Annotated in this window: 10 protein-coding genes; all 10 read right to left on the bottom strand. The window is 41.4% G+C overall.

The annotated features are described in order from the left end of the window. Nucleotides 1-3: 3 nt before the first annotated feature. The 10 genes from ACFIMA_RS03260 to ACFIMA_RS03215 all read right to left on the bottom strand — a co-directional run bounded on the left by ACFIMA_RS03260 (nucleotide 4) and on the right by ACFIMA_RS03215 (nucleotide 11,996). Nucleotides 4-897, bottom strand: coding sequence for an outer membrane protein assembly factor BamD (locus ACFIMA_RS03260; protein WP_375612003.1), 894 nt, complete (start codon nucleotides 895-897; stop codon nucleotides 4-6). A gap of 158 nt (nucleotides 898-1,055) precedes the next feature. Next, nucleotides 1,056-1,940: a UDP-3-O-acyl-N-acetylglucosamine deacetylase gene (lpxC, locus tag ACFIMA_RS03255; protein ID WP_375652730.1), complete on the bottom strand. Its 885-nt coding sequence runs from the start codon at nucleotides 1,938-1,940 to the stop codon at nucleotides 1,056-1,058. A gap of 215 nt (nucleotides 1,941-2,155) precedes the next feature. Next, on the bottom strand, nucleotides 2,156-3,928 hold the full coding sequence (gene ftsZ, locus ACFIMA_RS03250; protein WP_375632334.1) for a cell division protein FtsZ: 1,773 nt from the start codon (nucleotides 3,926-3,928) through the stop codon (nucleotides 2,156-2,158). Between the two features lie 63 nt (nucleotides 3,929-3,991). Further along, the gene (ftsA, locus tag ACFIMA_RS03245; RefSeq protein ID WP_375632333.1) at nucleotides 3,992-5,293 is read right to left on the bottom strand and encodes a cell division protein FtsA; all 1,302 of its coding nucleotides are present in this window, start codon (nucleotides 5,291-5,293) and stop codon (nucleotides 3,992-3,994) included. Beyond that, nucleotides 5,290-6,201 (bottom strand): cell division protein FtsQ/DivIB, encoded by a 912-nt coding sequence (locus ACFIMA_RS03240; RefSeq protein WP_375618227.1) that lies wholly within the window; start codon nucleotides 6,199-6,201, stop codon nucleotides 5,290-5,292. Before ACFIMA_RS03240 ends, ftsA begins: the two co-directional genes overlap by 4 nt. Next, nucleotides 6,189-7,109, bottom strand: a complete 921-nt coding sequence (locus ACFIMA_RS03235; RefSeq protein ID WP_375611998.1) for a D-alanine--D-alanine ligase — start codon at nucleotides 7,107-7,109, stop codon at nucleotides 6,189-6,191. The genes ACFIMA_RS03240 and ACFIMA_RS03235 overlap by 13 nt, the downstream gene beginning before the upstream one ends. 237 nt (nucleotides 7,110-7,346) lie before the next feature. Then, complete coding sequence (gene murB / locus ACFIMA_RS03230; protein ID WP_375632332.1) at nucleotides 7,347-8,324, bottom strand: UDP-N-acetylmuramate dehydrogenase; 978 nt, start codon at nucleotides 8,322-8,324, stop codon at nucleotides 7,347-7,349. Next, a complete protein-coding gene (murC, locus tag ACFIMA_RS03225) occupies nucleotides 8,302-9,729 on the bottom strand; it encodes a UDP-N-acetylmuramate--L-alanine ligase (RefSeq protein WP_375632331.1) in 1,428 nt (475 codons plus the stop codon). Before murC ends, murB begins: the two co-directional genes overlap by 23 nt. Continuing rightward, the gene (murG, locus tag ACFIMA_RS03220; RefSeq protein ID WP_375632330.1) at nucleotides 9,713-10,849 is read right to left on the bottom strand and encodes an undecaprenyldiphospho-muramoylpentapeptide beta-N-acetylglucosaminyltransferase; all 1,137 of its coding nucleotides are present in this window, start codon (nucleotides 10,847-10,849) and stop codon (nucleotides 9,713-9,715) included. Before murG ends, murC begins: the two co-directional genes overlap by 17 nt. After that, entirely contained in the window at nucleotides 10,842-11,996 is a 1,155-nt protein-coding gene (locus ACFIMA_RS03215; RefSeq protein ID WP_375621370.1) for an FtsW/RodA/SpoVE family cell cycle protein, read from the bottom strand. The genes murG and ACFIMA_RS03215 overlap by 8 nt, the downstream gene beginning before the upstream one ends. Nucleotides 11,997-12,109: the final 113 nt, after the last annotated feature.

Below are 12,109 nucleotides of genomic sequence, written 5' to 3'. Positions count from 1 at the left end.
GAATCAACGTACCCTCTTCTTGTCACCACCTAAAGCATTTGAGATCCAAGAAGATTTATGCTCACGTGGTGATATTTTATTCTTCTGCAAGAGATTATAAGAAAATTTATACCACTCACTTTTGGGATAATTACGTCCTAAAATAGCTGCTGCTGTTTGCGCTTCCGCCGTTAAGCCAAGAGCTAAATTAACTTCCGTTAAGCGGAAAAGCGCTTCTTCAATTTGATTTGTATCAGAATACTCTTCAACCACGGTACGAAACCGTCTACTTGCCGCAAGATAGCGCCGCCCCTCTTCATAATAACGGCCAATCTGCATTTCTTTACCAGCCAGCTGTTCGCGACCAAAACGGATTTTATCCTTAGCATCCTTGACATACTCAGAATTAGGATAACGCTCTATAAGAAGCTGCATAGCAGCAATAGCACGTTTCGTATCACGTTGATCACGTGTAACATCAGGAATCCGACGGAAAGAAGAAAGACCAATAATATAGTACGCATAAGCCGAGTCAGTCGACCCTGGATAAAGAGTAATATAGCGTTGAGCCATACTAATTGAATCATCATACTTTCCGAGTCGATAATTAGTAAAAGCACCCATGACCAAAGATTTACGTCCCCAGTCTGTATAAGCGTACTGTTTTTCAATCTTCAAAAACTTCTTCGATGCATCCCCAAGCCGCCCACTTTCAAGGCTAGCAAGCGCCTGATTATATAAAACATCTGGTGGCTCTATTTTCAAAACATAAGCAGATGGATCAAGGGTATTTTTCTCTTTAAAGAGGCATCCCGCTAACATACAGGTGCTTCCCAAAAGCACCACCCCCAATATCTTGCGTACAATGTTAGATTTTCTATATGTCATATTTCCAATGCACACATGAGATTTTTTCATAGTTTTTCCGGCCTCCACAGAATATCACCTTGTAGCAAAAACAATTTATTAAAGTTTTTATACCATATCACTTTAAAATCCACATAACCAATTTAGCAGTTTAGGTCAATCATCCCCTTAAAAATCAAATAAACGATAAAAAAATCTTGTCAATTTTCTTACTTTTTCTCTAAAAAGCTTTTTTCGTAATATGATTCGTCTGCCAAAACAGCCTTCACCAATTGCGCATTAATTCTATGCCCACTACAATAAGAACGAAATAATCCAATAAAAGGTGCCCCAAGCAAAGCAGTATCACCAATCGCATCAAGCATCTTGTGCCGAACACATTCATTCTCCCAATAAGGACCATCGGGATTTAAAATTTTATCATTAAGGCCGATAACAAGAGAATTTTCCAAAGAAGCGCCTCTCGCCTTTCCAGAAAGCCTTAATTCTTCCACGTCTTTGATAAAACCAAAAGTGCGCGCACGTGACAAATTATCCCTAAACCCTCGTGTGGTAAGATCAAAACTGAAATGTTGCTTACCAATAACAGAAGAAGGAAAAGAGATCGTTATATCAAAACGACGTCCATCGAATGGCAAAAGCTCTGCAACACCATGAGCTCCTTCAACCCGCACCGGCTTTTTTATAATGAAATAAGAACGCAACGCATTTTGCTGTACAATACCAACATCTTCAAAAGCTTGGCAATATAGCCACGCTGAACCATCCAAAATAGGAATCTCATTATGTGACACTTCAATAACAAGATTATCCAAATTATAAGCAGCAATTGCCGCCATCAAATGTTCAATTGTTTCAACCCTTACATCTCCATCTCCAAGTACTGTTGATAATTCAGTTTCTCCTGTTTGCGATGCATGGGCTTGAAATATTTTCTCTGTTCCGTCTAATCCACAACGCTTAAAAACAATACCACACCCAACATCCGCTGGACAAACCTTTACCACTGACAAACAGCCACTATGAACGCCAATCCCCTTAAATGTTACTGCTTTTTTAAGAGTAGACTGATATTTTGGTACTAAATTCATCATATCATTTTATTAAATTGCTTGTACATCTTTTAACAAAATTTATAAAACTATAAAAAATATTCATAGTAAATAATACAAAAAAACCGCTTATTGTAAGCGGTTTTTTTTAAAACAAAGTATTTTATCCAAAAAACAGTAATATATTTTACTGTATAATTTTTGTCTGATCATTAAAGAAATAATAAAATTTCTTACTTTACCTCATTTTTCATCAATTAATTTGCCTGACGACGTAAAAATGCTGGTATTTCCAACTGATCTTCTTCACTTATAAAAGTACACTGATCTTGTGGTACCTGAGGATGCAGCTCACCAGAACGACGTGGAACATAAACAGAAGCATCTTGAGAAAGCGCCTGAGAGTTTTTATTGTAAACATGAGACTCTTTCTGCTGAGACGATCTAACAGCAGGCTCCAGCCTCGCTTCTGGCTCAGCTTCTTCACGATGTGTCAAGCTCTGTTTCAAACGCTGCCAAAGATTACGAGGACCCTGATCCGTCACAAATGTTCTTTGGCTTTGTCCATGCGCAACAGGAGGAAAATCCTTTAACTCAGGCATACGCATTGGAGCGCGCGCTTGCATTTGTTGCATTTGTTTTGGTTGCACTGGCTTTTCTTTTTGCTTCACAAGCCCTGTCATCTCATCAAGAACATGCGCTGTTGCCTCCATACTCACAGGAGCCGTCATCGCCTGTTGAGAACCACGGCTTACTTGCATACGAGGCACATTTGATCTCTGTTCCTGAACAGCATTTGAACCATACGCAACAGCATTCGTTGCACTTCGTGTTGTCATTGCTTCTGCAGGATGTGCAAAAATTTGACTTTTGGGACGGAACTGTTCTCCGGTTGATTTACCCTTCTCTATTTCAAGTGATTCGATCACTTCTACCATTGACTCAGAACGCAGAGGCGATGATTGAACATGAAAAGAACTATGTGACGTTCCAGGATCGCTCTTGCGTATTGAAGAAGCAGGCCTTTGAATCTGAGGATGAGAGGACTGAACCACATCACTAACTTCACGATCAATACCGGTGGCAACCACAGAAACACGAATAACACCTTCCAATGACTCATCATCAATAGCGCCAAAGATCACATTCGCATCAGCATCTACTTCTTCACGAATACGATTAGCAGCTTCATCAACCTCAAAGAGAGTCATATCACGACCACCCGTAATAGAAATCAATAAACCACGCGCCCCACGCATAGAGGTATCATCCAACAATGGATTTGCAATAGCAGCTTCAGCCGCAGCCAAAGCACGCCCATCACCAGATGCCTCACCCGTTCCCATCATAGCTCGACCCATTTCGTGCATAACAGAACGAACATCAGCAAAATCAAGGTTAATCAAACCCTCTTTAATCATCAAATCCGTAATGGAAGCAACACCAGAATAAAGCACTTGGTCAGCCATAGCAAAAGCATCAGCAAACGTTGTCTTATCATTTGCAATACGGAAAAGATTTTGATTGGGAATAACAATCAATGTATCGACAGACTTTTGTAATTCTTCAATACCAGCCTCTGCCGTTTTCATACGACGTGCGCCTTCAAACTGAAACGGCTTTGTCACAACACCAACAGTCAAAATACCTTTTTCACGCGCTGCGCGAGCAACAACGGGAGCAGCCCCTGTTCCAGTTCCTCCCCCCATACCAGCAGTAATGAAAACCATATGAGAGTCTGCAAGATGATCAATAATTTCATCAATACATTCCTCCGCCGCCGCTTGTCCAACTTCAGGCAAAGCCCCAGCACCCAAACCTTCTGTCACAGCTGCCCCAAGTTGGATAACACGTTCAGCCTTTGACATAGCCAAAGCCTGTGCATCCGTATTTGCAACAACAAAGTCAACTCCCTGAAGACCAGCATTTATCATATTATTCACGGCATTCCCGCCACCACCTCCAACACCAAAAACGGTAATGCGTGGCTTCAATTCCGCGATATCTGGCCGATGCAGATTAATCGTCATTTTCTTTTCCTTCTCATAAGACACCGCAAGCCAAAGCGATGAAATTTATCCAACTAGACTTAACTAAAAACTCTCACGCAACCACTGACCAACACGCTGAAAATATCCACGCGTGCCCATCGATAAATGATCTCCTGCCGCCTGCATTGTTTTTTCTTCAAAACCCACCAATTGCGGATAAATTAACAACCCAACAGCAGATGTAAACGCCGCCCCTTTTGCAAGAGAAGGAAGCCTCGAAATACCTAAAGGCCGCCCGATACGAACATTTCTTCCTAATATAGTACGTGCCATTTCTGGCAATCCTGTTAACTGGCTTGCTCCCCCAGTCAAAATAACACGTTTACCAATGATGTGACCAAAACCAGAACGATTTAAACAATCACGGACCATTTCTAAAATTTCTTCAACACGCGCACGAATGATACGCCCAAGAACCGCGCGAGGATATTGAGTTTCACGCTGTTCACTCCCAATTTCTGCTACATTAATCATTTGCCGCTCATCAGCACTTGTTAAAAGTGCTGAACCATAAACAACTTTTAAACGTTCCGCCTCTGTTAAAGACATAGAAAATCCGCGCGCAACATCAAGAGTGACATGATGCCCCCCAACAGCAAGAGCATCTGCATGAATAAATTTCCCCTCAAAAAACACTGAAAATGTTGTTGTTCCACCACCAAAATCAATACATGCAGCCCCTAAACGCGCCTCATCATTCATCAAGACAGCAAGACCACTTGCAAAGGGAGTAGCAACCATTGCTTCAACACTCAAATGTGCACGATTAATACAAGTTTCCAAATTACGCAAAGAGGCTGTTTCTGCTGTTACCACATGCACGTCGACACCAAATGTTTCCCCTGCCATGCCAATAGGATCAAAAATTCCTTTATCTCCATCCAATACATAAGAAACTGGTACTGAGTGCATAACATGACGTTCAGCATCAAAGGCTTTACGCGAAACATCTGAAAAGGCCATACGCATATCACGCTTGGTGACTTCACGACCATTCAAATGAACCTTTCCATTAATCAAAGCACTTTGTAATCGACTTGAGGAAAAATTCACAATCACTGAATCCACCACCAAACCCGCCATTTTTTCTGCCGCATCAACAGCCAATCTTATTGATTGTTCTGCTGCAAACATATCCATGACAACACCGGATTTAATACCACGTGAACGCTGCACTCCAAAGCCTAGAATTTCCGTAGAATGTGTACGACCATGTAAATAGTGTGCATGCTTCAAAGGACGCAAACAAGCAATAAGACAAACAATCTTACTTGAACCGACATCAAGTACCGTTAAAAAACGTGTTTTACGCCCCTTCAAATGATGTGATCTGAGTAGCATCATAGGCTTCCTGCCTTTCGCGCTTTTAAAATACGTTCTTCTTCTGCTACAGTAGTATGATAACGCTCCAACGTTTCATCTGATAAAGAAACAGTAATTCGATCAGCAAGACGTAAATCAACACTGAGAATATCGCGAGATAAAAGATCTTGCATTGTACCGGACGAAAAAAGAGAAGAAAGCCTTTCAAGAGCACCATTTTCAGGCAACATAACGCGCATTCCATTATTCAAAACAAGATCCCAACGTCGATCACCTACCCGCACAAAAGCACGAATACGATCATATACTTCCGGATAGACTGACAGCGCTTGAATAAACACTTTAGCAGCATTTTGTGCACCCTGCCCAACCACAAGAGGTAAATCCCGAACAATTTCTCCTTTAAAAGGCACAATGACACGACCTGTATTATCAACAATATCCATTATGCCATCATGTTGCCAAATGGCATAGGGTTCACGCTCCACGATGGAAATGCGCATTCTATTGGGATAAATTTTCTGAACATTAGCCGATTGCACCCAAGCCTGTTTTTCCAACAGAGAACGCGCTCTTTCAACATCAAAAGTGAATATAGAAGGCGCAACATCAAGTTTTAAAATTTTAAAAATATCCTGCTTTGCCAAGCGCTTATTACCGCTTATATCGACATGAGTGACCACAAAACTACTATCCAATATGATCGTATTTACGATCACAGCCATCTGACCACTTGATGAAAGTCCATAAAAAGCCGTAACAAAGAAAAACCACACAACAGCAAAAGAGCCAAAATGGCGTGGAATATGAATATTGACAAAAACAAACTCAAACATAAACCGAAGAAAACGACGATAAAGACGTGGCAAAGCCGGCACTGAAAGCACCTCCATCGGAACATTTGTTTTATTAACATTCAACGCATACATGATGCGTCCTCCACCATCCATTGAACAATATCGCCGTAAGTACGGCCGCTCGCTTTTGCAATATCAGGAAGAAGAGACGTCGAGGTCATACCTGGTTGCGTATTAATTTCAAGCCAAACCAATTCTCCCGTTTTTTCATCAAAACGAAAATCAGAACGGCTAACACCTCGACACCCTATCGCCTGATGGGCTGCTAAAGACATTCTTTGCACACTTTGGTAAATATTTAGTGAAAGTTGTGCAGGACAAATGTGAAGAGAACCACCCGTTTTATATTTTGAGTCATAATCGTAGAATGGAAAGTGTTTATCGGGAAGAATTTCACACACATCCAGCACTTCGTTCCCCAAAACAGCACAAGTCAATTCACGACCAGGAATATATTTTTCAATCATCACCTCATCGGCATACCCCCACTCAGCTCCCCCAATATTATGCGGCGGTGCAGCTTCATTTCCTTGAACAATGACAACACCAAAACTTGATCCTTCACACACAGGTTTAATTACATAAGGAGGCTCCATGGGATGCGTTCGGCCCAAAGCAAAGCGGCTCATGATACGAGAAGGAGCAACACAAACCCCAACATTTGCAACGATAATTTTTGCACGTCCCTTATCCATTGCCAAAGCAGATGCCATCACACCAGAATGAGTATAAGGAATTTTTAAATATTCAAGAATCCCCTGAATCCGGCCATCTTCACCAAATGGACCATGCAATGCATTGAAGGCAATATCGGGCTGCAACTGTTCAAGAACAGAAGCAATATGAGCATCAACATCCACGCGGCTCACGCGATACCCCTGCACCTCTAAAACATCAGCACACGCCGCCCCTGAAGATAAACTTATAGACCGTTCAGAAGAAAAACCTCCCATTAACACAGCTATATGTTTATCTTTCATAATAAATCACCCTCTTTCGCATACTATATGTAGTCTATATAGAATACATCAGCACTACATACAGGAAAAACAAAGTTTATCCTTGCGAATCAATAACCTAGCATTTTGCATAATGAATCAGACTCAAAAGCCTGATGCAAGAGATTCTTTGTTAATTTATTGATTCTTAATAGAAATTTTTTATTATCTCTTTGAAATGACTCAATTTTTTATTTTCACTTTTTAGTGAACAATAAATCAATGAAATGGATCAAAAGGAGAAACACTTCGACCACGCTCAAATTGACCAATACGCTCTATTTCCCATTGTAAAAGGTGGGCTGAATTTGCAAAAACACGCGCACGCACTGTTTCTCCCAATGCTTCAAGATCATATCCTGTTGCTTGCCCTGTATTAATCATAAAATTACAGTGCATTTCACTCATTTGAGCGCCACCAATCCGTAAACCACGACACCCTGCTTCATCAATCACGCGCCACGCAGATCCATTCTCAGGATTTTTGAAAGTTGATCCCCCTGTCTTTTCACGAATAGGTTGCACAGTTTCTCTGTGGAGGGCAACTTCATCCATAGCAGCACGAATATCATCTTTATTGCCGATTTTTCCTTCTAATAAAGCAGCCGTAAAAATAAAATCTTTAGGAATATCACAATGGCGATAGGAATAATGCATATCTTTCACACTCAAGATATGACGTTGCCCTTTACGATCCAGCGCATAGACCTCGACAACACGCGCTGCGGTTTCAACACCATTCGCACCCGCGTTCATTTTGAGAGCTCCTCCAAGACCTCCAGGAATACCATGATAAAAATGAAAACCTGCAATCTCAGCTTCTAAAGCGGCAGCAGCTAAATGTTTATCCGCCGTACCAGCACCAACTAAAAAGCCTTTTGGAGAAACTTGCTTCACTTGCCCAAATTTTTTTGGCGAAAGACGAATCACAACACCAGGAACCCCCCCATCACGCACCAGAAGATTAGAACCAATACCGACAATTGTTACAGGAACAAATTCAGGCAAATTTTGAAGAAAGAGAGCCAAATCTTCTTCATCGACAGGCTGATAAAAAAGCTCTGCCAACCCGCCCGTGCGAAACCACGTTACCTTACGCATCTCAACATTAGGTGTAAGCTTTCCTCTCACGCCACCCAACAGTGGTTGCAATTGCGCCAATAGCGCCTCACCATCAATGTGCTGAAAATTTATCATGACCATCCAATACCGCTAACTGATGAGGCAAAGCACAAGCCCATTGTGTGATATTGCCAGCACCAAGAAAAACAACATAATCCTCTGCCTGAGCAAATTTTGAGACAAGAGACACAACATCTTCCAAACCATGTATCAAGCGCACATCACGATGACCCGCCATTTTAATATGCTCTACCAATTCTTGAGAACCAAATCCTACAATAGGCTCTTCACCAGCCGCATAAACGGGCGTAATCAACACTGTATCTGCATCATTAAAACAAGCAGCAAAATCATCAAATAAATGATACAAACGCGAATACCGATGGGGTTGTGCAATCGCAATAACACGCCCTTTTGCACTCTCACGTGCAGCACGCAAAACAGCCTTTATTTCAACAGGATGATGTCCATAATCATCAAATATTTCAATGCCACGCCAACTTCCTGTTCGCGTAAAACGCCGTTTTACTCCGCCAAATTCTGCTAAGCCCCTTTTTATAGCTTCATTTGAAATGCCAAGTTCATGCGCAATAGCAATCGCCGCCGTTGCATTGGCAACATTATGCTGCCCTGCCATGGGCAAAAGCAAATTTTTCAACTCAATCTTTCTTCCTGTTTTGCGTGAGCGAACAAGAACATCAAAATGCGTTTTTTGACCATCCATCGAAAGATTAAGAAAACGAACATCCGCTTGTGGATTTGCACCATAAGTGATCACCCAACGATCATCAATACGGCCCGCCAATGACTGAACCTCTGGATGATCAAGGCACAAAACAGCAAAACCATAAAAAGGAACATTTTCTACGAATTGCCGAAAAGCCTCACGCACAGCATCAAAACTTCCATAATGATCCAAATGCTCAGCGTCAATATTAGTAATAACAGCAATATCAGCAGGCAGCTTTAAAAATGTACCATCACTTTCATCAGCTTCAACAATCATCCAATCGCCATCTCCTGTACGAGAATTCGTACCATAAGCATTAATAATACCGCCATTAATCACCACTGGATCAAAATGACCAGCATCAAGAAGGGCTGCGACCATTGATGTGGTTGTTGTTTTACCATGTGTACCACCCACTGCAATTGCACGCCGAAATCGCATCAGCTCCGCCAGCATTTCTGCACGTCTGACAAGCGGCAAATGTCTTTCCTTTGCAGCAATATACTCAGGATTTGTTTTTTTAACGGCAGTAGAAAAAACAACAACCTCTGCATTCCCTAAGTTTTCAGCACAATGACCTATATGAACGTTAATTCCTTTTTTCCGCAAACGTTCAACATTTGCACTTTCAACTTGATCTGACCCTTGAACTTTATAGCCAAGATTATAAAAAACCTCCGCAATTCCACTCATACCGATCCCCCCGATTCCGATAAAATGGATAACGCCTATATCAAGTGGCATTTTCATTAAAAAGCTCCTCTTTTATATCTGACAACAATCGCCCTGCAATTAAGGAATCAGCCATATCAGCAAGGCGACGGGTTGCATGAGGTTGTCCAACTTTTTTTGCAGCAAGCGCTTGTTTTTCCAATAAATGGGGCGCACAACAAGCGTGCATTAAAAGAGAAGAAAGCTTTTGTGCATTTAAATCTTTTTCTGATATAATTTGCGCTCCCCCCACACGAGCAAGCAAAGCTGCATTGGCAGCCTGATCATGATCTAAAGCATGGGGATAGGGAACAAGCAGAGCAGGTCTACCAATCACCGCTATCTCACAAACGGACGAAGCCCCAGCACGCGACAAAATAAAATGAGCATGTGCCATACGTTCAGCCATATCATCAAAGAAAGGAGCAACTTCTGCTTGTACCCCCATATCACGATAGATTTTGATCAACCTTCCTGCTTCACCGCGGACTTGCTGTACAATTCGTAAACGTTTACGGTTCTTATCATCAAATAAAGCAATAGCTTCTGGAACAATATGTGAAAAAGCAGAAGCCCCTTGGCTACCTCCAAAAATCAAAAAATTAAATGGCTTTTCTCCCTCTGAAGAATGATAAGGAATTTTGGCCGCCTTCAACACAGCCTCACGGACAGGATTCCCCGTCAAAAGTATTTTATGAGCATAAGCGCCATTTGGTGACAACAAACCACCAGCGATTGCACGCACAAAAATTGCCAACATCCGATTGGCACGCCCCATAACAGCATTTTGTTCATGAATAAATGTCACACGCCTCGTTAAAGCCGCAATAAAAAGAGGAGGAAAGCTCGGATACCCCCCAAATCCTCCAACAAGAACAGGACGTAATTTATAAAACAACGCCAACGATTGCCCCATACCCCTTAGCAAAGACCAAAACGTCTTTATCAGAGCAAAAGGATGGCGTCGTGTAAATGTTGCCGATGAAACGATATGAATATGCTCTTCATCAAAACACCGAACAAAAGGGCGTGCTCTTTCATCTGTTATTAAATGAACATCATATCCACGCTGCCTTAATTCAACAGAAAGGGCTTCAGCAGGAAAAAGATGTCCACCTGTACCACCAGCCACCAAAATAATAACTTTTTTATCATTCATAAGGGGTATCCAAGACAGAAGAGGAAGAAAAAGCTGAAAGGCGCGCTTCTGGCCAACGACGTGTTAAACTAAGCAAAATGCCCATTGAAAACGCAATCGCCACCATCGAAGAACCACCATAAGAAATAAAAGGCAATGTCATACCTTTTGGAGGAATTAAGTGAAGATTAACGGCCATATTAATAGCTGATTGAAAGCCAATCATCATTGCTATGCCAGTAATACCAAGACGTATAAAGGAATCACGTGTATTCATGGCTATATACAATGAACGCATAACGATAAAGCCAAACAGCATCATAATTAATAAACAAAGAATAATACCATATTCTTCAGCAGCAACGGAAAATACAAAATCTGTATGGCTATCAGGAATGATACGTTTTACTGTGCCCTCCCCAGGACCTTGCCCAAACCAACCACCATTCAAAATAGCCTCACGTCCCACATCCACTTGAAAAGTATCTCCTTCACCTGTCAAAAAACCATTGATCCGCTCGCGCACATGATGCAGAAAAAAATAAGCTAAAATAATTCCTACAACGCCTAAAATGAGAAAGAGAAAAATAATAGTAAGAGGGACACCAGCAATAAAAAACAGCCCCCCCCATGTTGCACTTATTAAAACTGTTTGTCCAATATCAGGCTGCAAAACCAGAAGCACACAACAAATGGCATAAAGTAGAATCGCTAACGTATAACCCAGAATGCCCCTCTTGCGTATCTGTTCCGAAAAAAGCCAAGCGGACATAACCACAAAAGCTGGCTTCATAAACTCTGAAGCCTGTACAGAAAAACCAAATAGTAGAATCCACCTCCGTGCTCCCTTTAATTCTGGACCCCAAAATAAGGTTGCAACCATAAGAGCAAGCGTTACAATGAGCAAAAGAGCACATAAACGACGAATATTAGAAAGCGAAAAAAAGGAAATGGTAACCATCGTAAAAAATGCTGAAATGCTAAAAATGATATGCCACCGAACAAAATAAAAACTATCAGCAATTCCGATTTTTTTTGCAATAATAGGGCTGGCAGCAAAAGACAGCATAATGCCAATTCCCATTAAAATTAAACAAGCTGCAAAGATAGAGCGATCAATCGTCCACCACCAATTAGCAATTGGATCTCTATCTGCACGCGTCACCATGATATCCACCTTATCCATTTTATAAATTATCTCAAAGTGATATGGTTCCCCAGCCTGTTTAACAAACACTTTAAAAACTAAATTACACAAAAAAAGATTCTGGAGTCTTAACG

This window comes from Bartonella sp. AP88HLJMH (assembly GCF_042195605.1).
Lineage (GTDB): Bacteria > Pseudomonadota > Alphaproteobacteria > Rhizobiales > Rhizobiaceae > Bartonella.
This window is presented reverse-complemented; position numbering and strand designations above follow the sequence as displayed.

What these genes read in the sequence shown, in the direction of transcription:
- ACFIMA_RS03240 (WP_375618227.1), bottom strand. Translation starts at nt 6,201, where the DNA reads ATGTATGCGTTGAATGTTAATAAAACAAATGTTCCGATGGAGGTGCTT.
- ftsZ (WP_375632334.1), bottom strand. Translation starts at nt 3,928, where the DNA reads ATGACGATTAATCTGCATCGGCCAGATATCGCGGAATTGAAGCCACGC.
- ftsA (WP_375632333.1), bottom strand. Translation starts at nt 5,293, where the DNA reads ATGATGCTACTCAGATCACATCATTTGAAGGGGCGTAAAACACGTTTT.
- murC (WP_375632331.1), bottom strand. Translation starts at nt 9,729, where the DNA reads ATGAAAATGCCACTTGATATAGGCGTTATCCATTTTATCGGAATCGGG.
- murB (WP_375632332.1), bottom strand. Translation starts at nt 8,324, where the DNA reads ATGATAAATTTTCAGCACATTGATGGTGAGGCGCTATTGGCGCAATTG.
- ACFIMA_RS03260 (WP_375612003.1), bottom strand. Translation starts at nt 897, where the DNA reads ATGAAAAAATCTCATGTGTGCATTGGAAATATGACATATAGAAAATCT.
- ACFIMA_RS03235 (WP_375611998.1), bottom strand. Translation starts at nt 7,109, where the DNA reads ATGAAAGATAAACATATAGCTGTGTTAATGGGAGGTTTTTCTTCTGAA.
- lpxC (WP_375652730.1), bottom strand. Translation starts at nt 1,940, where the DNA reads ATGATGAATTTAGTACCAAAATATCAGTCTACTCTTAAAAAAGCAGTA.
- ACFIMA_RS03215 (WP_375621370.1), bottom strand. Translation starts at nt 11,996, where the DNA reads ATGGTGACGCGTGCAGATAGAGATCCAATTGCTAATTGGTGGTGGACG.
- murG (WP_375632330.1), bottom strand. Translation starts at nt 10,849, where the DNA reads ATGAATGATAAAAAAGTTATTATTTTGGTGGCTGGTGGTACAGGTGGA.